Below are 22091 nucleotides of genomic sequence, written 5' to 3'. Positions count from 1 at the left end.
CATGTTTTCAAACATCATAAACTTTAGCATTAAGAACAAATTCATTGTTCTGCTCTTTACTTTATTTATCATTGGTCTTGGATTGTTCTCTTTGTCCAAGATTCCCATAGGTGCCGTGCCTGACGTCACCAATAATCAAGTTCAGGTCATTACCACCTCAACCAGCCTTTCCACACAGGATATGGAACAGTTCATAACCTATCCCATTGAACTGGAAATGGCCAACCTTCCCGGGGTCAAGGAAATCCGTTCCATCTCAAAATTTGGAATCTCAGTGGTCACCATTGTTTTTGAGGATGATATGGGAACCTATCTCCCCAGACAATTGATTGCCGAAAAAATCATATCGGCCTCCAAACGAATCCCGGAGGGTTTTGGCACCCCGGAAATGGGGCCCATTACCACAGGTTTGGGTGAAATCTACCAATACACCTTGGATGTGGAAACCGCTTACAAGGACCAATACACGCCCACCCAATTGCGAACCATTCAGGATTGGGTCGTTAAACGGCAACTTTCCGGTATACCGGGCGTGGTGGAAGTGAATACCTGGGGAGGCTACCTTAAACAATATGAGGTGGCCATTGAGACCCAAAAGCTCAATGCCCTGAACATTTCAGCCAAGGAAGTCTTTACTGCCTTGGAAATGAACAACAGTGTTTCCGGTGGTGGGTATATCGAAAAGGTGAACCAAGCCTATTTTATTAGAGGGGAAGGCTTGGTTGAAAATTTGCAGGACATAGAAAATATTGTGGTAGCCCGAAGAAGCGGCACTCCCATTTATGTTCGGGACATCGCCCAAGTAGGCTTTGGAAGCGCTCCCCGTTTTGGGGCCATTACGGGCAACGGCGAAGGGGAAAAAGTCATGGGCCAGATCATGATGCTCAAGGATGCCAACTCCAAAAAGGTCATTGACGCCGTAAAGGAAAGGGTTGCCGAAATTTCAAAGTCACTGCCCGAAGGGGTCTATATCAATCCTTTTTTGGATCGTAGCGAACTCATTGGACGTACCACATTTACCGTGACCGAAAACTTGGTATTGGGTTGTTTGATCGTCATTTTTGTGGTGGTACTCCTCTTGGGCAACTGGCGTTCAGGGTTGGTGGTGGCCTCCGTAATCCCTTTGTGTCTGCTCTTTGCCCTTACTTTAATGTATGTTTTTGGCGTCGATGCCAACCTGTTGAGTTTGGGAGCGATAGATTTTGGAATCATTATAGATGGGGCCGTTATTATCGTGGAGTACATTGCCTTTCAAATTACGACCAAACAAGCCGAGCTCAACTCGCTTGATAGGGAACAAAGTCAGGCGGTTAAAGACGATATCACCCTAAAGGGTGCCTCCAAAATGATGAATTCTGCTGTTTTTGGGCAGCTCATCATTTTAATTGTCTTTATTCCCATACTGTCTTTGAGCGGGGTTGAAGGAAAAATGTTCAAACCCATGGCCATGACCTTCAGTTTTGCCCTTCTTGGTGCCATTATCTTGTGTTTTACCTATGTGCCGGTTGCATCGGCCCTATTTCTAAAGCCCAATAAAAATTCTGAAAAAGGAATTTCGGCCCGCTTGATACTTTGGATCAACAAAAAATATGAGCCGATCATCCATTGGGCCATGGAAAGTAAAAAACTGGTATTGTCCATCGCGACAGCCTTGCTCATTGGTGCCGTGATTTTATTTTCCAACATGGGAGGAGAATTTGTCCCCACCTTGGACGAAGGCGACTTTGTGATCCAACCCGTGCTCAAGACCGGAACATCGTTGGCGAAGACCGTGGAGACCACCACCAAGATGGAGCAAATCCTTCTGGAGAATTTTCCAGAGGTAAAGCAAGTGGTGAGCCGGATTGGGGCCGCCGAAGTACCTACGGACCCCATGTCCATGGAAGAAAGTGATGTCATCATTGTTTTAAAACCCAAATCGGAATGGGTCTCTGCCGAGTCCAAGGACGAATTGGCCGATAAGTTCAAAGAGGCCCTTTCAGTTCTACCAGGCATTGAGGTGGAGTTCACCCAACCTATAGAAATGCGTTTCAATGAGCTCATCACCGGGGTCAGGGCAGACATCGCCATCAAAATTTTTGGGGAAGACCTCGAGATTCTCGCTGAAAAGGCCAACGAGGTACGGCAGCTCATCGAAAATGTGGAGGGAGCCTCGGACATCACGGTGGAAAAAGTGGAAGGCCTTCCACAAATGAACGTTACCTATGACCGCGCCAAAGTGGCCCGACATGGCCTCAATATTGCCGATCTTAATGAAATGGTCTCCATGGGATTTGCCGGCAAGGTCGTAGGAAGTGTTTTTGAAGGAGAGCGGCAGTTTGACCTTGCAGTCCGATTGAATTCTGAAAACCGAAAAGACATTTCCAACCTAAGGAATTTGTATGTTGACATCCCTTCGGGAGGAAAGATCCCCCTCAGTGAATTGGCGGAAATCACCTATCAAAAAGGAGCTGCAAAAATCTCAAGGGATGATACCCGAAGACGTATCGTGGTGGGCATCAATGTTCGGAATCGCGACCTCCAATCCGTGGTGGACGATGTGCAGGAATTGGTAAATGCCCACCTGAAACTTCCTGCAGGCTATACCATCACCTATGGGGGGCAATTTGAAAACCTACAAAATGCCAAGGCCCGATTGTTGATTGCCGTACCCATTGCCCTATTGCTCATTTTTATCATGCTCTACTTTGCCTTTAAATCGGTAAAGGAAGCCTTATTGGTGTTCACTGCCATTCCCCTTTCCGCAGTAGGTGGGGTTTTGCTTCTATGGTTAAGGGACATGCCGTTCAGCATCTCGGCCGGGGTTGGCTTTATTGCTCTTTTTGGTATTGCGGTGCTCAATGGAATTGTGCTCATAGAACATTTTAAAGAGCTCAAGGGTTCACATTTCGACTCCATGAAGGATTTGATCAAGCAAGGCACCAAAGACCGATTGCGGGCTGTACTGTTGACGGCATCCGCTGCAGCGCTAGGCTTCTTGCCCATGGCAGTTTCCACCAATGCCGGGGCCGAAGTGCAACGCCCCTTGGCCACTGTGGTCATTGGAGGATTGGTTACGGCGACCCTGTTGACTTTGGTGGTACTCCCTGTACTCTATGCTTATTCACATAATGTTCATTTTGGAAAAACCAGAAAAAGAAAAAAAATGTCCAAAAACACCATATTGCTGATAGCCTTTTCCTTGCCATTTCTTGGATTTTCACAAGAGCAATTGGGCTTGGAAGACCTCATGGCACTTTCCTTGGAAAACAATAAAGGCATCCAGGCCAATGCGCTTCAGGTAGACAGGGCAGATGCCCTGAAGGGAACGGCGTTCCAGTTTGACAAGACCGAGGTGTATTATCAATATGATGAAAACAACCTGGCCCTGAACAATGAACCCTTAAAGGTATTTGGAGTACAGCAACAATTTGAGTTTCCGACCGTGTATGGAGCCAAAAACAAACTCCAAAATGCCCAGTACGAAGTTCAGAAATCGGCGCTTGAAATCCGAAAAAAGGAACTGTTCAAATCGTTGAGTACCGTGTATTACAAGTATCAAACCTTGCACCAAAAAGCACTGTTGTACAAAACCTTGGACAGTATCTACTCCCAGTTTTCCCACGCGGCCAACAGGCGTTTTGAATTGGGTGAGACCAATTATTTGGAAAAGGTAACGGCCCAAGCCAAACTTCGTCAGATCACCAACACCTATTCCAAAATCCAACAGGAATTGGCAACCACCTATACGGAGATTGTGAGTTTGGTTCAGAGTACTGATACATTGGACATCAAGTTGGAGAAACCCCAAAAGTTGACCATGGTCAACCCCGTGGGATTAAGGGAAATGGAAACCAACTTTTTGGAATCCCTTCAAAACAGGAGCAATGCGGAAAAACAATTGGAGGGAAACCGGTTGCTCCCCGATCTTAGCTTGGAGTATTTCCAAGGTACCAACAATGGGCTGGGAACATCGCTCTATGGAATCCAATTGGGTCTAAAAATCCCCATTCTTTTCTTTGGGCATAGCAGCAGGTTGAAATCTTCCAAGATCAATGCACAGATTACGGAATTGGAAAACCAACAGGTGACCATTGCCGCCAATCAGACCTATCAAGGCCTTTTGAATCAATTGGAACAACAATCCAAGGAACTGGTGTATTATGAAAATGAAGGGCAGCAACTTTCGGAACAGATCATCAAAGCTGCCATGGGAAATTTTCAGAACGGGGAAATCGATTTCTTCCAGTACATCCAAAGCCTTGAAAATGCCTACGAGATCCAATTGAACCATTTGGATGTCCTCAACCAATACAATACAACCGTACTCGCCATTAATTATTTGACCATAACATTATAAGACCATGAAAAATATAAGCTTCATTTATGCCTCATTTTTAGCCCTGCTGATTGCAGGATGCGGCAATCAAAAAAGCACTGAGACTTCCAACGAAGAGTCAACCGAAACTTCCACCGTAATTGTGACCCAAGAGCAGTTCAACAGTAGTGGGTTTGCCTTGGGAAACATGCAGAAACAGACCTTTCCCAATATGGTGGAAACCTCGGGAATGATTGATGTCCCGCCCAAGAACAAGGCCATAATCACTGCACTTATGGGCGGTTTTGTGAAAAAAACCCCATTGCTGGTGGGTGACCGGGTAAAAAAGGGGCAACCGTTGATCACTTTGGAAAGTCAGGAGTTCGTGAAAATGCAACAGGAGTATCTTGAGGTATTCAACCAACTTGATTTTTTAAAGGCCGAATACGATAGGAACAAGACGCTTTTTGAGGAAAAAATCGCTTCGCAAAAGAACTATCTGGAGGCCAAGAGCAATTATGAAACCTTTCTGGCCAAGTCTGAAGGACTTAGAAAGCAGTTGCAGATGCTCAATATTTCCCCAAAAGATGTGGAACAGCGCATCATCACCCCGGAAGCGGTCATTTATTCCCCCATTGATGGGAGCATCACCAAAATGCACGTATCAACAGGAAGTTACGTTTCCCCTTCCATGGAAATCCTGGAAATTGTGGACAATGAGCACGTACATCTGGAGCTGACCGTTTTTGAAAAGGACATTTTGAAAATAAAAAAGGGACAGGAAATCCAATTTAAGATTCCTGAGGCTTCCGAGGAAACCTTTGGGGCCGAGGTATATTTGGTAGGGACTTCCATTGAGGATGCCCAACGAACCATTAAAGTCCATGGGCATTTGGAAAAAGAGGATGGTGGTTTCCTTCCCGGGATGTTCGTTGATGCCAAGATCATGACCGATACCACCAAAGCTTGGGGACTGCCTGAAGAAGCTGTTTTTAACGTGGAAGGTTCTTCCTATCTCCTAAAGTTGATATCCAAAGAAGGGGGTGACCTTCAATTTGAACGTGTTGGGGTAACCTTAGGCGATAGCTATGCAGGCCATGTGGAGATAACTTCCCAAGAAAAGCTCAATGATAACGACCAATTTTTGGTGAAGGGGGTCTATGACCTGTTTGGGAACTAGTTTTAACCCAACCCAACATCCAAAGTCATCATGATGATAAATCCGCCGATAAAGCCCATTGTGGCGATATCGGTGTATTTATCCTGTTGGGTTTCTGGGATAACCTCCTCAACCACCACAAAGATCATCGCCCCGGCGGCAAAGGAAAGTGCATAGGGTAAAATAGGCTCAAAGGTCAAAACGGCCCAAGCTCCCAAAACCCCTGCAATGGGCTCCACTATGGCAGACGCCTGTCCGTACATCCAACTTTTTCGTCGGCTTAGACCATGTCTACGCAAGGGCATGGCCACTGCAAAACCTTCAGGGAAATTCTGTAACCCGATCCCCAATGCCAAGGCTACTGCCCCTCCGATGGTAGCGCCATCAACTCCAGCGGCCACTCCGCCAAAAAGTACGCCTACAGCAAGGCCCTCAGGAATATTGTGCAAGGTTATGGCCAAGGTGAGCAAGGTAGTTCTGTGCCATGGGGTTTTTACCCCTTCGGCCTCGCTCATTTTAAAATTGATATGTAGGTGAGGCAAGATCTTATCCAAACCAAAAATGAACCCGGCCCCAAGCAAAAAACCAACGGCAGCGGGAATCACCTTTACAAAACCTTCGCCTTGGCTCATTTCAATACCCGGCGCCAACAAACTCCAAAAACTGGCTGCAACCATTACCCCTCCGGTAAATCCAAGCATCCCGTCCAATACAGCTCGGTTCGCATTTTTAAAAAAGAAAACCAAGCCTGCTCCCAAGGCGGTCAGTCCCCAAGTGAACAATGTGGCGTACAAAGCCGCCAAAATGGGGTCAATGGTTTCAAAATAGGTAATTACTTGTTCCATTATTCGTTCTTTTTAACATAAAGATTGGATGCGATCTGATGTGAAATGCGCAGCTCCCTGCCTTCCATGGCTATGTGTAAGGATTGATCAAAATCTTCCTTCTCCAAAACTTGGATGGTATGGCCCAAAGCGATTTTATTTTTGTCCAAAAACTTTAAGAAGGGCGCCGAAGAATCCTTCACTCCCACGCATACCCCTTTGCCGCCGATGGCCACTTCGCTCAGAAGTTGTTTGTCCCGCTCCATGAATTTGCCATCCTTGCTGGGAATGGGATCACCATGGGGGTCAAACTTTGGAAACTCCAACAGTTCGTCGATTTTATCTATTAGTTTTTCACTTTTGATGTGCTCCAACTGCTCGGCCACTTCATGGACCTCATCCCAAGAAAAATCCAATTTCTTTACTAAAAAAACTTCCCACAACCGATGTTTTCTAATGATGGAAAGTGCCGTTTTTGTGCCCTGATCTGTCAAGGACACCCCTTGGTACCTTTTGTAGTTCACCAATCCCTTTTCCGCCAATTTCTTGGCCATGTCGGTGACCGATGAGGGTTTGGTCTCCATCTGTTCGGCAATGGCATTGGTGGTAATGGGGGTGGAATTGCTCCCTCCCAGATGGAAGATGATCTTGAGATAGTTCTCTTCAGAACGGGTCATGAAAAATATTTTTTCAAAAATACATTTTTATTTATCAAAACCTATTTTTAGTTTTGTCTAAATTTAATTTTTTACTAGTTGAAAAATACTGCTGACTATATCGTCTTCATCGCTTTTTTGGGATGCTTTGTTAATTTATTTTCCCAGGAAGCTTCCATTTCCGGAAAGGTTACCGAAAATGGCGAACCCCTACCCTTTGTGAACATCTTACTAAAAGGAACCCAAATAGGTGGCTCAACCAATGTGGACGGGCAGTATCAACTTTCCAATATAGCATCTGGCGACTACGTGCTTTTGGCCACATCCATGGGTTATATCCCATATCAAACCACCCTTACCGTAAAAGAAGGTGAATCCAAAACCGTAAATATTATTTTGGAAGCTTCGGCACAGGCCTTGGATGAAACCGTGGTCACCGGCACCCTAAAACCCGTAAGTCGGCTGGAAAGCCCGGTTCCGGTGGAAGTCTACACCCCCACTTTCTTGAAAAAAAACCCGACACCCAGTATTTTTGATGCACTACAAAATGTCAACGGGGTCCGTCCACAAATCAACTGCAATGTTTGCAATACGGGTGACATCCATATCAATGGATTGGAAGGTCCGTACACTTTGGTTTTGATTGACGGCATGCCCATTGTGAGCGGTTTGGGAACCGTTTACGGACTGACCGGCATCCCGAACTCCTTAATCGACCAAATAGAAATTGTGAAGGGTCCTGCCTCTTCCCTTTATGGCAGCGAGGCGGTAGGGGGACTGATCAACATCATCACCAAAAATGCCATCACGGCCCCCGAATTTTTTGCCGATGGGTTTGTAACTGGGTGGGGCGAATACAATCTGGATGTAGGCAGTAAAATTGAGGTGGGCAAAAAAGCCAATATGCTCCTTGGGGTCAACTATTTTAATTATGATGTCCCCATAGACAACAATGGCGACAACTTTACCGACCTTACCCTTCAGGATAGGATTTCCATCTTTCAAAAATGGGATTTTGAGCGGGATGATTCAAGAATCCTTTCCGTGGCCGGTCGGTTTTTTTACGAAGACCGATGGGGAGGGGAAATGCAGTGGACCCCAGAATTTAGAGGAGGCGATGAAATTTATGGTGAAAGTATCTATACCCGCCGATGGGAGATTTTAGGCAAATATCAATTGCCCATCCAAGAGAAGATGTTGCTCTCGTTATCGTATAATGACCATAGCCAGAATTCCGTTTATGGGGATACCCAATATTTGGCCGATCAACGCATCGGTTTTGCACAACTTACTTGGGATAAATCTGCCGGCAACCATGATCTTTTGTTCGGGAGTGCGGTCCGATACAACTATTATGACGACAACACTCCGGCAACTGTCAATGCGGACAACATCTGGATTCCAAGTGTTTTTGCACAAGATGAGATAAAACTTGTTCCAAAGCACTCCTTCTTGGCAGGGCTACGATACGATTACGACCAGCGCCACGGCAATATTTTCACACCCCGTGCGGCCTACAAATGGAAAATTTCTGACAATGACATTTTTCGTATCAATGCAGGAACCGGGTTCCGGGTGGTGAACCTTTTTACTGAAGACCATGCCGCACTGACCGGGGCACGGGAAGTGATCATTACCGAGGAACTGAAACCCGAGCGCTCCGTAAATGTCAACCTGAACTATTTGAAAAAAATCTACAGTGACAATGGCACTTTTGTGGGTATTGATGCCTCGGCGTTTTACACGCATTTTTCGAACATCATTCTACCTGATTATGACTCCAACCCCAATCAAATCATTTATGATAATCTGGATGGAAAATCGGTTTCCAAAGGAATCAGTGCCAATTTGGACGTAGTGTTTCCCAATGGCATTAAATTTTTGTTGGGAGCCACTTGGCAGGACGTAAGCAATACCGAAAATGGCATTACCCAACAACAGATCCTTACCGAAAGTATTACAGGAACCTGGAACCTTTCGTATACTTTTAGAATGTTGAATCTAAGTGTGGACTATACCGGAAACCTTTACGGTCCCATGCGATTGCCCCTTTTGGGTGATTTGGACCCCAGACAGGAATATTCCCCTACTTGGAGCATCCAGAACATTCAATTTACGTATAAGGGGTGGAACAATTTTGAGGTGTACGGCGGCATCAAAAATCTACTGGACTGGACCCCGAACAAGGGCAATCCATTCATCATTGCCCGCACCAACGATCCTTTTGACAAAAACGTGACCTTTGACACCAATGGCAATGCCATGGCCACTCCAGGCAACCCCTATGCCCTAACTTTTGACCCAAGCTACGTGTATGCCCCAAATCAGGGGATTCGTGGGTTCTTTGGGGTCAGATATACGGTTTTTTAAAAGATGACTCCCCGCTAAAAACCATTTTCAATAGTTAGAAAATAAAATCCTTTCATACGACTGTCTTCCTTTCCGTATTTTTGGAACTATGTCCCAATACGACTACATCATCATAGGAGCGGGAGCTGCCGGAATTTTATTGGCCCATACCCTTGGGAAGGATGCATTCTTTGCTTCAAAATCCATATTGGTATTGGACAAGGATTCCAAGAAAAAAAACGATCGTACTTGGTGTTTTTGGGAAAAAGGGCCAGGCGATTTTGACGATTTGGTCTGCAAAACTTGGGACACCATCCATGTAGCGGGAAAGAAACTTCGCCTTTCCACGCCCATAGCTCCGTACACCTACAAAATGCTTCGAGGGTTGGATTTCTACTCCAAATACGTCCCTGAAATAAAACGTTGCCCCCGTATTACATGGATTCAGGACGAGGTCAACCATATTCAGGAAAATCAAGAAGGAGCCTTGGTCCATACGAAGAAACGCTCTTTTTCGGGTAAAATAGTTTTTTCCAGTATCGTGGATTGGGATTCCGTTTCGCAACAAACTAAATTCCCGGTTTTACAACAACACTTTTTGGGATGGTTCATTACGACCAAAGCACCTGTTTTCAAGCCAGATGAAGCCACATTCATGGATTTTTCCGTTCCACAAAAGGGCAATACCCGTTTTATGTATGTGCTTCCTACCTCAACCACCGAAGCCTTGGTGGAGTACACCCTTTTCTCCGAACACCTTTTGGAGAAAACCGACTACGAAGAAGCGCTCAAAAATTATCTTCAAGAAAAATACAACAGCACTGATTATACCATCACAGAAACAGAATTCGGAAGCATCCCCATGACGTGCTATCCGTTTCACAAGCATAATTCCAATGTGGTATTCCACATCGGTATTGCAGGAGGGTGGGCAAAGCCCAGCACCGGGTTTACATTTTACAATACGAGCCAACAAATCAAGGCTTTGGTTACCCACTTAAAACAGGAAAAACCCTTGGGCAAGTTCCACAAAAAAAGTCGGTTTGAATTCTATGATTCGCTCCTCTTGGACATTCTCCATCATGAAAATCATTTGGGACAATCCATATTTGAATCGCTGTTTGCCAAGCGAAAAGCATCCCTGATCTTAAAGTTTCTGGGTAATGATACCCATCTTGGCGAAGAACTACAGATTGTGACAGCCCCAAAACCCCTGCCATTTCTAAAGGCTTTGTTCCGAAGAATTTTTTAGACGGTTCGCTTCATTAGGTTCTCCCCAAATTTTCGCAGCAGTTCTTTGTTGGTTTCAGGAATCGTCAATTGTTCCAAAACCTCAAAAGCCTTCTGTGTATAGGCCTCGATTTCAGTTTGGGTCGCTTCCACGGCACCACTGTCCTTAAAAATACTTTTCACAGCCTCGACTTTTGCCGCAGCGTCTTTAGGTTTAATGGAATAGAGGTGCATGAGACTTTCCTGGTCTTCCTTAGTGGACTTTTCAAGTGATTTCAAGTACAGAAAGGTCTTTTTGTTCTCCATGATATCGCCCCCCACCTGTTTCCCAAAGGTCTTAGGGTCTCCAAAAGCATCCAGATAATCGTCTTGAAGCTGAAAGGCAATCCCCAGATTGCGTCCAAATTCATACATGGCCTCGGCATCCTTTTCAGATGCGTGGGCAATGATGGCCCCCATCTGCATAGCAGCAGCCACCAAAACCGAGGTTTTATACTCAATCATTTTAAGGTACTCCGGAATGGTGACATCATCGCGGGTCTCAAAATCCACATCGTATTGTTGTCCTTCACAAACTTCAATGGCCGTATTACTAAAAAGCGTCGTGAGTTTTTTAAAGGTCTCGGGCGGATACCCTTCAAAAAACTGGTAGGCCAGGATCAACATGGCATCCCCGGAAAGAATCCCGGTATTCAAATCCCATTTTTCATGCACGGTTGTTTTTCCTCTTCGCAATGGGGCATCATCCATAATATCATCATGGACCAAGGAAAAATTATGGAACATTTCTATGGCCAAAGCCGCATCCATGGCATCCTTTGCCTTCCCCCCAAAAACCTCGGCGGTCATTAGGGTAAGTATAGGTCGCAACCGTTTACCCCCCAAACCTAAAATATAGTGCACAGGTTCGTACAGGTTCCTGGGTTCGGTCATTTGGGTTCTTGCCTTAAGATGCGTAACAAACTGCTCCCTATACTGACTAATGATATCGATATCTGACATGGAGCCAAAAATACGTGCAAAAAAACAAAAAACAACGGGTCAGGTGGCGGAATACTTTAGTGGTTATCCCCATTGAAAAACAAGCAATTGCTCCATTCATCAAAAAAATCGCCCGAAAAATGCAATAGATTTGAAAAGCTTCGTCCTTACAGATAAAGCAAGCAATCCGTTTTTTTAAATGGCCGGCAAAACAGAGAACCGCAACAACCTGACCACTTTTTTCAATGAGGAATACCACTCATTGCGAATGTATGTGCAGTCCAAAATCCGAAATACATCGGAACGGGATGCGGAGGACATTGTCCAGGATGTGGCGCTTCGGATTTATTCGCGGGCCGATGACCTTAACCCCATAAACAATATTGGGGGGTTTGTGTACAGTGCCATTCGCAATAGGATCATTGATATTATGCGGGGAAGAAAAGAGCATAAATACCCTGCGGAGGAAATTGACAGGCAGTGGCAAGATTTTGCAGAAGCTTTTTATGGCGATGCGGACAATTCCTATTCCCCTGCATTGGAAGAGGAGTTGAAAAAAGCCGTAGCAGCGTTGAAACCCGCTTACCGGGATATCATCATCGCCATTGACTTTGAAGGTTTCACCTATAAAGAAATTGCGGAAAGGACCGGCATCCCAACCGGGACGCTCATGTCCCGAAGACACCGAGCCATGTCCGTATTATTGAACAATTTGGAAAATAGTAAAGAATCTAAAAGTATATAGTCATGGAACATAAAGAAAATATTGAAAAAGCAGTGGAAAGTAAAGTGGAGTACTATGTGAAAAAAGTATTGAAAGTGATTGCAATGGTCATTTTGGGCATCCTTTTTCTCCTATTGGCCAATTATGTGTTGATGTGGTTATGGAACTGGTTGATGCCGGACATCTTTGGACTGCCCACCGTAACCTACTGGCAAGCCCTGGGCATCTTTGTCTTGGCCAAACTCATTTTTGGTTTTGGCTTTGGTGATGACAAAGGAGGCAAAAAATCCCATCACAAGAAAAAACATGGCTTCTCCAAAAAAAGATGTGGTTCGCTCAGACGCGATTTTGATGAATGGAAACACTATGACCAATTCTGGAAAGAGGAAGGAGAAACCGCCTTTAAAGCCTACGTGGAACGAATCAAAAACGAAAATCATGATACCGAGTAAAAAGAACTTTATCCAAGAGCGTTACAAACGTCAGTACAAATCCTTTTTCTGGACTTTACGATCTAAATCCCCAACCCAGTCCAAAAGAGACTCCCTATTTCGTCAACACATAGTAGGTTGGTCCCACTAAAGATCAGCCATTAAGCACTCGTTAAAAAAACGTAAAACCTTGGAAACTTTTTTTGTTTTTAAAGTTTCCATGATTACTTTTGCCCCCATTATGAGGGAAAAGATTATACAGAAGGCGACGGAACTTTTCATAAACCTGGGGTTTAAGAGTGTGACCATGGACGATTTGGCCAATGAGATGGGGATATCCAAAAAGACCATTTACTCCCATTTCAGGAACAAAAGCGAACTGGTGGAAGAGACCACAATGACCATGTGCGACTTTATAACCTGTGGCATAGATAACATTGTTTGTCTGCAAAAGAACCCCATTGAAGAACTCTATGAGATCAAAAAGTTTGTCATGGTGAATTTAAAGAACGAGAAAACGTCTCCCTTGTACCAACTGCAAAAATATTACCCCAAGATACATGGGTCCCTAAAGGAAAAGCAATACGAGTCCATGCACGGCTGTGTACTGGAGAATGTAAAACGGGGAATGGAAATGGAAATCTACAGGAGCAACCTCAATGTGGAATTTGTATCCAGAATCTATTTTTCAGGGGTCATGAGCTTAAAGGATGAAAACCTGTTTCCTTCCCAGATTTTTTCCAAGCCTGATGTCTTGGACCAATATCTGGAATACCATTTAAGGGGCATCGTCACCCCAAAAGGACGAAAAATATTAAACTCAATCATCAATTCAAACCAAGAATAAATGCGAACAACCTTAATCACTTTACTATTATTGCTGCCATGGCTTTCGTCAGCACAGGATACCATTCCCAGATTCAATCTGGAGGGCGCCATCCAATATGCCTTGGAACATAATTATAGTTCATTGAACGCCACTAGGGACCTGGACGATGCCCAAAAACAGAAATGGGAGACGATTGCCAGCGGTCTTCCCCAGATTTCAGGGGCCGTTAGTTATCAAAACCAATTGATACAACCTGTATCCCAGATTCCTGCCGAGTTTTTTGGCGGTGAACCGGGTACTTATCAGGAAGTGGTCTTTGGCCAACCCCAATCCATGTCGGCATCGGCCACATTAAAACAACAGATTTTTGATGGATCTTATATTGTAGGTGTACAGGCCACGAAAACCTTTTTGGACTATAGTCAAAACAACAAGGAGAAAACAGATTTGGACGTAAGAAAGGCCGTGGTGGAAGCTTATGGCAATGTGCTTTTGGCCAAGGAAAGTGTCCTCATCTCCGAAAACAACAAAGCTACCTTGGAGAAAAACCTGTACGAGACCAAACGGGTGTACGAAAACGGTCTGGGCGATGAGGAAAGTGTAGATCAATTGCAGATTACCCTTTCTTCGGTAGACAATCAGTTGAAAAACGCGAAGCGTCTGGAGGTCATCACACTCCAGATGTTGAACCTAGTCTTGGGATTGCCCATTGAGACCCAAACCGTCTTGACCGAGAACCTGGATGATCTTACCCAGCAACAAATTGACTTGGGCCTATTGGACTCCGAATTCAACATAGAGAACAACGTGGATTACAAACTGGCCACAAACCTCAACGAACAACGTTACTTTGAGCTGAAATTGGCCAAGAGCAGGGCGTTGCCCACACTAAATGCTTTTGTGAGCTACGGGGGAAATTCATTTAGCGATCGATTCAATTTTTTAAGCAGCGGGCAACAATGGTTTGAATCATCCATTCTGGGTGTTGATCTCAACATTCCCATTTTCAGTTCTTTGGGAAGAAGTGCCTCTACACAACGGGCCAAAATTGCCTTGGAGAAGGCCAAGACCCAATTGACCGAGGCCGAGGAACAAATCTGGCTTCAATTGGAAAATGCCAAAAGCAATTACATCCTTGCCATTGAAGAATATGGTACCTCCAAGCAAAACTTGGAACTGGCCGAACGCATTGAAAACAAAAACCAAATAAAATATTCCGAAGGTTTGGCCACCAGCTTTGAGCTAAGGCAGGCACAGACCCAACTCTATACCAGTCAACAGGAATACTTGCAGTCCATGGTGGACGTGATCAACAAGAAAACCGAACTGGAAACCATTTTTAATCAATAAAGAAAAGAGAAAACCGTACCATCATGAAAAAAGCAATATATATAGCACTTACAGCAGCAACTTTGGCTTCTTGTGGGAGTAGTGGCAAAAACTCTGTGGAGAGTGTCATTGAGACCAACAATCTAGAAGCGATCAGAGCCAAGCATACGGAAATTTCCCAGCAGCACAAAGCTTTGGAAATGGAGTTGAAGACCTTGGATTCGGCCATTGCACAATTGGACGACAACGCCAAACTGCCCTTGGTGACCACCATAGATGTGAAACCGGAGAAATTTGACCACTACTTGGAACTACAAGGCGATGTGACCACCAAGCAGAATGTCCTGATCTATCCTGAAATGGCCGGGACACTGTATAGAGTCTATGTCAAGGAAGGACAAAAAGTGGCCAAAGGCCAAGTGTTGGCCTCCATTGACGATGGTGGACTTTCCAGCCAATTGGCCCAGGCAAAGACCCAAGCTGAGCTCAGCAGGACCACTTTTGAACGCCAGAAAAGACTTTGGGAGCAGAACATTGGTTCCGAAATCCAATATCTACAGGCCAAAACCACTTACGAAGCACAACAAAGTGCCGTAAAGCAATTGGAAAGCCAAGTGGGCAAATCCACTATTCGCGCGCCTTTTGCCGGTATCATTGACGATGTGATCAAAGATCAGGGTACCGTGGTAAGTCCCGGACCAGGTTCAGAGGTGTTCCGAATCGTGAACCTTTCCAACATGTACATCAAGGTGGAGGTGCCCGAAAGTCACCTGCCCAACGTTACGCCAGGAAAGGATGTTCGCGTATATTTCCCCGTATTGGGAGATAGCGTCATCACCAAAATTCGTCAGACCGGAAACTTCATCAACCCCAGCAACAGGTCTTTCACTGCTGAAATCCCTGTACCGAGCCATGATGGGAAGGTGAAGCCCAACTTGACCGCCAAAGTGATGATCAACGATTACACCAATGAGAATGCCATTCTTATCCCACAAAGCATTGTATCCGAAAACGCCAATGGGGAACAATATGTGTTCTTGGTGGATGCCGATTCCATATCATCTGACCCTGTTGCCAAAAAAGTGGTCATTGAAACCGGCAAGACCCAAGGGGATTATGTAGAGGTACTTTCCGGTATCAATAGTGGTGATGGTATCATTGATGAAGGGGCCCGTAGCGTAAAAGAAGGGCAAAAAGTAAAAATCAAGAACAACATATAGCCAGCTAATTATGAGCAAGCAAAAGAAAAGCGTAGATAAGGAATTTAGGCTGTCCTCATGGGCTATCGACAATAAAACGACCATGTATGTGCTGATAGCAGTTATCCTTTTTCTGGGAGCATCGGCCTATTTTAGCATGCCTAGGGAAAGTTTCCCGGAAATCAAGGAAACGAAAATCTATATCAGTTCCCTCTATCCCGGAAATACCGCGGAGGACATTGAAAAACTCATCACCGACCCTATTGAGGATGAGTTGAAGACCGTGAGCAATGTAGTGGAAATCACCTCCACCTCCCAGGAAGATTACTCCATGATCATTGTGGAGTTTGATGAGAACATTTCCGTTGAAGGGGCCCTACAGAAAGTAAAGGACGAGGTGGATTCAAAGACTGCAGGGGAAGATTGGCCCACGTTCAACGGTGCCAAGGTAGAACCCAATGTGTTCGATTTGAGCATGTCTGAGGAAATCCCAATCCTTAACATCAATATTTCAGGAGATTATCCCGTGGACAAACTCAAGGAATATGGGGAATATCTTGAAGACGAAATCGAAGGGCTGCTTGAAATAAAGCAAGTGGACATTCGCGGTGCCCAGGAAAAGGAAGTGGAAGTTGCCGTGGACATCTATAAAATGATGGCCGCCAAGGTGAGCTTCAACGACATCATCAATACCATAAGCAATGAGAACATGACCACTTCGGCGGGCAACCTCATTACCAGTGGACAGCGTAGGACCATCCGTATTGTGGGTGAGATAGACCGACCCAATGAACTGGAAAATTTTGTGGTAAAATCGGAAAATGGCAACCCCATTTATCTGAAGGATATTGCCAAGGTAAGTTTTAAGGAAGAGGACAAGACCACCTATGCCCGCGAATACGGTGCTCCCGTGGTGATGTTGGACGTTAAGAAACGTGCCGGAAAGAACATGGTGGCCGCTGCTGAGCAAATCCAAGTGATTGTGGACGATGCCGTCAAAAATGTGTTTCCACAGGATTTAAAAGTGACCATTGCCAACGATCAATCTTCCAAGACTATAGGCCAGGTAGATGATTTGGTGAACAACATCATCTTCGGTATCATCTTGGTGGTGACCGTTCTGATGTTCTTCTTGGGCTTCAAAAATGCCTTGTTCGTTGGTTTTGCGATTCCCATGTCCATGTTCATGTCCCTGATGATATTGAACACCCTGGGTTACACCATGAACACTATGATCCTCTTTGGGTTGATCATGGGATTGGGAATGTTGGTGGACAACGGTATTGTGGTAGTGGAAAACGTATATCGCCTTATGGACGAAGAGGGCATGTCCCGAATTGAAGCAGCCAAAAAAGGGATTGGAGAAATTGCATTTCCCATTATCATTTCCACATTGACCACCGTGGCCGCCTTCGTCCCTCTTGGATTATGGCCGGGAGTTATGGGACAATTTATGATCTATTTCCCAGTGACCTTATCCGTGGTACTGGGATCTTCACTCTTTGTGGCCATCTTTTTCAACTCCGTACTTGTATCCCGTTACATGACCACGGAGGACAAGAGTATGCCACTAAAGCAGATTATCCGTATCACATCCATCATATCTGTGATCGGACTTTTGATCATTCTATTTGGAGGCACATATAGAGCTTTGGGATCCTTAATGGTATTGACCGCCATTATGCTATGGATCTACAGGCTTTTCTTGAGAAATTGGGCCAATGGGTTTCAAAATAAGATTTTGCCTAGATGGGAACGGTTTTATGAACGGACCTTACGTTATACATTGGCCGGGAGAAAGCCCATTTTTATAGCCATAGGTACTTTTGTACTCCTGCTCATAGCCTTTATGGGATTTGGAGCCTCAGTGGGAAGCCAGCGAACCAAAGTGGAATTCTTCCCGGACAATACCCCTAACCAGATCATTGTATACATTGAATATCCGGAAGGAACAGATATCCAAAAGACCAATGCCATCACCAAGGACATAGAGCAACGGGTATTTGATATTGTCAATGCGGATACCTATAACCATGGCGATTACAATTTCTTGGTGGAAAGTGGGGTCTCCCAAGTGGGCGAAGGTGCAGGAAATCCACAAACCGATGGGGGTTCCGCGGCCGAAATGCCACACCGTGGAAAAATTACCGCTACCATGCGGGAATATAAGTTTCGTGAAGGAGCCGACAGTAATGAACTTTTACGAAAAGTCCAAGAGGCCTTGAAAGATGTATATCCCGGAGTAGCCATTTCCGTGGAGAAAGATGCCGTTGGTCCACCAGCAGGATATCCCATCAATATAGAATTGGAAGGAGAGGATTACTCCGAACTGATCGTTGCCGCAGAGCAGATGCGAAACTTTATCAACTCAAGGAACATTCCTGGTATTGATGAGCTCAAAATTGATGTGAACAAGTCCAAGCCTTCCATGTTGGTTGCCGTAGATAGAAAAAAGGCCGGTGAACTGGGTGTCGCCACAGGACAAGTGGGACAACAGCTCCGTAACTCCATTTTTGGTGCCAAAGCTGGAATCTATAAGGAAGATGGAGAGGATTACGACATTTATGTCCGTTTCAATGAGGAGAACCGATATAACACCAGTGCCATTTTTAACCAGCGCATTACGTTTAGGGATCCTTCATCCGGCCAGATAAAAGAGGTGCCCGTATCAGCGGTTGCCAAACAGGTGAACAGTACTGGTTTTAGTGCCATCAAGCACCGGGACACCAGACGTGTGGTAACCGTGTACTCTGCCTTGGCCCCTGGTTTTACGGACGCTGGTGCGATTGTAGGCAAGATACAGGAAGAAATGAACGATTTTGAAGGCTTGCCTTCGGATATCAAGGTTGACTATACGGGTCAGATTGAAGAGCAGAACAAGCAAATGGCCTTTTTGATGGGCGCTTTCTTTACCGGTCTTGGCTTGATTTTCTTCATTTTGATTTTCCAGTTCAACTCGGTTTCCAAACCTGGCATCATCATGCTTGCCATATTCTTGAGTTTGATCGGGGTGTTTGGAGGTATTGTGGCCACAGGAAGTGCCTTTGTGATCATGATGACCATGATGGGTATCATCTCATTGGCGGGAATTGTGGTGAACAACGGTGTGGTCCTTTTGGACTATACCCAACTCTTGATCGACAGGAAGAAAGTAGCCTTGGATTTGGATGAGGAAGACCTTTTGGAACCAGAAGACTTTAAAGAAGCCGTGGTCAAAGGAGGTAAGGCAAGGTTGCGCCCTGTACTGCTTACGGCCATCACCACCATTTTGGGCTTGATTCCATTGGCAACAGGGTTCAACATCAACTTCTTTACCTTGATGAGCGAGTTTAACCCACACATTTACTTTGGTGGGGACAACGTAATCTTTTGGGGACCCTTGGCCTGGACCGTGATCTATGGTCTATTTGTGGCCACCTTCTTGACCCTGATCGTGGTTCCCATCCTGTTCACCTTGGTGTACCGACTCAAGTTAAGGATACAGAAAAACAAAATAAGAAGAGAGAAAAAGAAAAAGGAACAGTTGGATGTGGCCGCCTAACGTCATAAAAAAAGCCCCTGCCAATGGCAGGGGCTTTTTAATTAAATCGTTTTACATTACTTGTCAATCGAAACGATTTCAGATTGGTTCCAGTTTTTTACACTGGCAATCCTATTGTCGCTGAAATCCACTTCCCTCAACAAATCGCCTTCCCAGAAGAACCATTTTCCAGTTCTCTGTCCATCCATATACGCCCCGGAAGCGATTTTCTTTCCTTCCGCGTTGTACATCAACCATTGACCGTGTAATTTTCCGTTCAGATAATAGCCGGTTTGGGCCATTTCTCCGTTTTCATGAAAATATGTTGCTTTTACCATTTTTCCCACTTTCTCAAAAGTCGGTTGGGTATCTTGCGGATACATATAAACCGAAAACATCAACGCCATAAAAAATATTGCTTTCTTCATAATACATTGGGATTTAAAATCTTGAACTACTTGTACTAACGCTATAAATTTATTTAAATTTTACATTAAATAAAGATTTACGTAACAATAAATTTACATTAAAACTATATTTAATTGAAATTCAATACGTTAACTTTTTGGTAAAAATGCATTTTACTCCGTTTATCGATAAAAAAGCACCCATTTTGAATCAAACCCCTACGCTAGCCTATAACGGAATAGGGACCAAAACGTTCTTTTTTCAAAATCCTGTACCCATCATCAAGGAGAAAATCCATATATCTAGCAATAAATTTTGCCATTCCTATTAAATTTGCCGTCTCATAACAAACATCATGTACAGAAGTAATACCTGCGGTGCATTAAGGGCATCAGATATCGGTTCGGAAGTAGTTCTAAGTGGTTGGGCACACAAGCTCCGTGACAAGGGTTTTGTAGTTTGGGTAGACCTTCGCGATCGCTACGGCATTACGCAATTGGTGTTTGATGAGGAACGGACACCAGCCGAACTCTTGGAAAAGGCCAGGGAGTTGGGTCGTGAAACGGTAATTCAGGCCAAGGGAGAGGTCATTGAACGGGCCTCAAAAAACCCAAATATCCCAACAGGGGAAATTGAGGTGTTGGTCAAGGAGCTTACCATCCTGAACAAATCCCTCCTACCCCCCTTTACCATAGAGGATGAAACGGATGGCGGAGAGGATATCCGTATGAAATACCGCTACTTGGATATCCGAAGGAATCCGGTAAAGAACAAGCTTATTTTTAGGCATAAAGTGAGCATGGAGGTCCGAAAATACCTTTCGGAACAAGGATTTATCGATGTGGAAACCCCATATTTGATCAAGTCCACCCCTGAAGGGGCACGCGACTTTTTGGTTCCCAGTCGAATGAACGAAGGGCAGTTCTACGCCCTGCCCCAATCCCCGCAGACCTTCAAGCAATTGCTGATGGTGGGTGGATTGGACAAGTATTTTCAGATTGTAAAATGTTTTAGGGATGAAGATCTACGCGCAGATAGGCAACCCGAATTCACCCAAATAGATTGTGAAATGGCCTTTGTGGAACAGGAGGACATCCTGAATACCTTTGAAGGCCTTACCAAGCATTTGCTCAAGGAAATCAAGGGAGTGGAAATCGATGAATTTCCAAGAATGACCTTTGACGATGCCATGCGCCTGTATGGCAATGACAAACCCGATATCCGTTTTGGAATGCAGTTCGGGGAACTCAATACTGTGGCCCAGCACAGGGACTTTAACGTCTTCAACTCTGCCGAATTGGTTGTGGGCATCGCTGTCCCCGGAGCTGCAAACTATACCCGAAAAGAAATAGATGCCCTTATCGATTGGGTAAAACGCCCCCAAGTAGGGGCCAAGGGCATGGTCTACGTAAAATGCAATGAGGATGGTTCCTACAAATCATCCGTGGACAAGTTTTATGACCAAGATGATTTGGCCCAATGGGCCAATGTAACCGCTGCAAAACCGGGCGACCTTATTTGTGTCCTCTCCGGGAACACCAATGAAACCCGTGCACAACTCAGCGCTCTTAGAATGGAGCTGGCTGAAAGGCTCGGTCTAAGAAAATCAGATGAGTTTGCCCCATTATGGGTTGTGGATTTCCCCTTGTTGGAATTGGACGAGGAAACCGGCACCTATCATGCCATGCACCACCCCTTCACCTCTCCAAAACCTGGTCAATTGGAATTGTTGGATACCGACCCGGGGGCTGTCAAGGCCAATGCCTATGATCTGGTGTTGAACGGCAATGAAATTGGTGGTGGGTCTATCCGTATCCATGATAAACAAGTACAGGCAACCATGTTCAAGCATCTCGGGTTTACTCCTGAAGAGGCCAAGGCCCAGTTCGGGTTTTTAATGGATGCCTTTCAATACGGTGCCCCTCCCCATGGTGGTATTGCCTTTGGTCTGGACCGATTAGTGGCTATTTTGGGTGGACAGGAGACCATTCGTGACTTTATTGCTTTCCCCAAAAACAATAGCGGTAGGGATGTTATGATCGATGCCCCGGCGATTATTGATGATGAGCAGCTTAAAGAACTCCATTTAAAGTTGGATCTTTAAAATACACAATCCCGCTTAAGCGGGATTTTTTAATACTTTTAGGTAGTTTCA

General features: G+C 45.0%; 15 protein-coding genes. 11 read left to right on the top strand and 4 right to left on the bottom strand.

The genetic code is table 11. The features are described from left to right. The first annotated feature begins 1 nt into the window (after position 1). Complete coding sequence (locus DN53_RS13665; protein WP_129655045.1) at positions 2–4339, top strand: CusA/CzcA family heavy metal efflux RND transporter; 4338 nt, start codon at positions 2–4, stop codon at positions 4337–4339. A 4-nt stretch (positions 4340–4343) separates the two neighbouring features. Next, positions 4344–5477 carry an efflux RND transporter periplasmic adaptor subunit gene (locus DN53_RS13660; RefSeq protein ID WP_129655043.1) on the top strand — a complete coding sequence of 378 codons (1134 nt, stop codon included), beginning with the start codon at positions 4344–4346 and terminating at the stop codon, positions 5475–5477. Positions 5478–5479: 2 nt separating this feature from the next. Here the strand turns inward: DN53_RS13660 and DN53_RS13655 are convergent, their stop codons facing one another. Beyond that, entirely contained in the window at positions 5480–6301 is an 822-nt protein-coding gene (locus DN53_RS13655; RefSeq protein ID WP_129655041.1) for a ZIP family metal transporter, read from the bottom strand. Continuing rightward, positions 6301–6957, bottom strand: coding sequence for a metal-dependent transcriptional regulator (locus tag DN53_RS13650; RefSeq protein WP_129655040.1), 657 nt, complete (start codon positions 6955–6957; stop codon positions 6301–6303). Before DN53_RS13650 ends, DN53_RS13655 begins: the two co-directional genes overlap by 1 nt. Positions 6958–7035: 78 nt before the next feature. On the opposite strand from DN53_RS13650, the gene DN53_RS13645 reads away from it, so the two are divergent. Continuing rightward, positions 7036–9306 carry a TonB-dependent receptor gene (locus DN53_RS13645; RefSeq protein WP_129655038.1) on the top strand — a complete coding sequence of 757 codons (2271 nt, stop codon included), beginning with the start codon at positions 7036–7038 and terminating at the stop codon, positions 9304–9306. An 88-nt stretch (positions 9307–9394) separates the two neighbouring features. Further along, positions 9395–10537 (top strand): lycopene cyclase family protein, encoded by a 1143-nt coding sequence (locus DN53_RS13640; RefSeq protein ID WP_129655036.1) that lies wholly within the window; start codon positions 9395–9397, stop codon positions 10535–10537. On the opposite strand, the gene DN53_RS13635 is transcribed toward DN53_RS13640, so the two are convergent. Beyond that, positions 10534–11517: a polyprenyl synthetase family protein gene (locus DN53_RS13635; RefSeq protein WP_129655034.1), complete on the bottom strand. Its 984-nt coding sequence runs from the start codon at positions 11515–11517 to the stop codon at positions 10534–10536. The two genes, DN53_RS13640 and DN53_RS13635, sit on opposite strands and share 4 nt — an antisense overlap. 178 nt (positions 11518–11695) lie before the next feature. Here DN53_RS13635 and DN53_RS13630 point away from each other — a divergent pair, with 178 nt between their 5' ends. The 6 genes from DN53_RS13630 to DN53_RS13605 all read left to right on the top strand — a co-directional run bounded on the left by DN53_RS13630 (position 11696) and on the right by DN53_RS13605 (position 19549). After that, on the top strand, positions 11696–12241 hold the full coding sequence (locus DN53_RS13630; RefSeq protein WP_129655032.1) for an RNA polymerase sigma factor: 546 nt from the start codon (positions 11696–11698) through the stop codon (positions 12239–12241). Between the two features lie 2 nt (positions 12242–12243). Beyond that, a complete protein-coding gene (locus DN53_RS13625; RefSeq protein WP_129655030.1) occupies positions 12244–12672 on the top strand; it encodes a hypothetical protein in 429 nt (142 codons plus the stop codon). A 220-nt stretch (positions 12673–12892) separates the two neighbouring features. Further along, positions 12893–13498, top strand: a complete 606-nt coding sequence (locus DN53_RS13620; protein ID WP_116217626.1) for a TetR/AcrR family transcriptional regulator — start codon at positions 12893–12895, stop codon at positions 13496–13498. After that, the gene (locus DN53_RS13615) at positions 13499–14830 is read left to right on the top strand and encodes a TolC family protein (RefSeq protein ID WP_129655028.1); all 1332 of its coding nucleotides are present in this window, start codon (positions 13499–13501) and stop codon (positions 14828–14830) included. A gap of 23 nt (positions 14831–14853) precedes the next feature. Further along, positions 14854–16029, top strand: coding sequence for an efflux RND transporter periplasmic adaptor subunit (locus DN53_RS13610; protein WP_129655026.1), 1176 nt, complete (start codon positions 14854–14856; stop codon positions 16027–16029). A 10-nt stretch (positions 16030–16039) separates the two neighbouring features. Next, entirely contained in the window at positions 16040–19549 is a 3510-nt protein-coding gene (locus tag DN53_RS13605; protein WP_129655024.1) for an efflux RND transporter permease subunit, read from the top strand. Positions 19550–19605: 56 nt separating this feature from the next. Here DN53_RS13605 and DN53_RS13600 read toward each other — a convergent pair whose 3' ends face one another. Further along, on the bottom strand, positions 19606–19956 hold the full coding sequence (locus DN53_RS13600; RefSeq protein WP_129655022.1) for a toxin-antitoxin system YwqK family antitoxin: 351 nt from the start codon (positions 19954–19956) through the stop codon (positions 19606–19608). A gap of 335 nt (positions 19957–20291) precedes the next feature. Between DN53_RS13600 and aspS the strand changes: the two genes are divergently transcribed. Continuing rightward, complete coding sequence (aspS, locus tag DN53_RS13595) at positions 20292–22040, top strand: aspartate--tRNA ligase (protein WP_129655020.1); 1749 nt, start codon at positions 20292–20294, stop codon at positions 22038–22040. Positions 22041–22091 lie beyond the last annotated feature (51 nt).

Origin of the sequence: Flagellimonas olearia (genome assembly GCF_004150225.1) — a bacterium.
GTDB classification, from domain to species: domain Bacteria; phylum Bacteroidota; class Bacteroidia; order Flavobacteriales; family Flavobacteriaceae; genus Flagellimonas; species Flagellimonas olearia.
This window is presented reverse-complemented; position numbering and strand designations above follow the sequence as displayed.

Bases quoted from the DNA above. Each gene is read 5' to 3' on its own strand.
- DN53_RS13635 (WP_129655034.1), bottom strand. From the start codon at position 11,517: ATGTCAGATATCGATATCATTAGTCAGTATAGGGAGCAGTTTGTTACG.
- DN53_RS13605 (WP_129655024.1), top strand. From the start codon at position 16,040: ATGAGCAAGCAAAAGAAAAGCGTAGATAAGGAATTTAGGCTGTCCTCA.
- DN53_RS13640 (WP_129655036.1), top strand. From the start codon at position 9,395: ATGTCCCAATACGACTACATCATCATAGGAGCGGGAGCTGCCGGAATT.
- DN53_RS13660 (WP_129655043.1), top strand. From the start codon at position 4,344: ATGAAAAATATAAGCTTCATTTATGCCTCATTTTTAGCCCTGCTGATT.
- DN53_RS13620 (WP_116217626.1), top strand. From the start codon at position 12,893: ATGAGGGAAAAGATTATACAGAAGGCGACGGAACTTTTCATAAACCTG.
- DN53_RS13650 (WP_129655040.1), bottom strand. From the start codon at position 6,957: ATGACCCGTTCTGAAGAGAACTATCTCAAGATCATCTTCCATCTGGGA.
- DN53_RS13655 (WP_129655041.1), bottom strand. From the start codon at position 6,301: ATGGAACAAGTAATTACCTATTTTGAAACCATTGACCCCATTTTGGCG.
- DN53_RS13630 (WP_129655032.1), top strand. From the start codon at position 11,696: ATGGCCGGCAAAACAGAGAACCGCAACAACCTGACCACTTTTTTCAAT.
- DN53_RS13625 (WP_129655030.1), top strand. From the start codon at position 12,244: ATGGAACATAAAGAAAATATTGAAAAAGCAGTGGAAAGTAAAGTGGAG.
- DN53_RS13615 (WP_129655028.1), top strand. From the start codon at position 13,499: ATGCGAACAACCTTAATCACTTTACTATTATTGCTGCCATGGCTTTCG.
- aspS (WP_129655020.1), top strand. From the start codon at position 20,292: ATGTACAGAAGTAATACCTGCGGTGCATTAAGGGCATCAGATATCGGT.
- DN53_RS13665 (WP_129655045.1), top strand. From the start codon at position 2: ATGTTTTCAAACATCATAAACTTTAGCATTAAGAACAAATTCATTGTT.
- DN53_RS13610 (WP_129655026.1), top strand. From the start codon at position 14,854: ATGAAAAAAGCAATATATATAGCACTTACAGCAGCAACTTTGGCTTCT.
- DN53_RS13600 (WP_129655022.1), bottom strand. From the start codon at position 19,956: ATGAAGAAAGCAATATTTTTTATGGCGTTGATGTTTTCGGTTTATATG.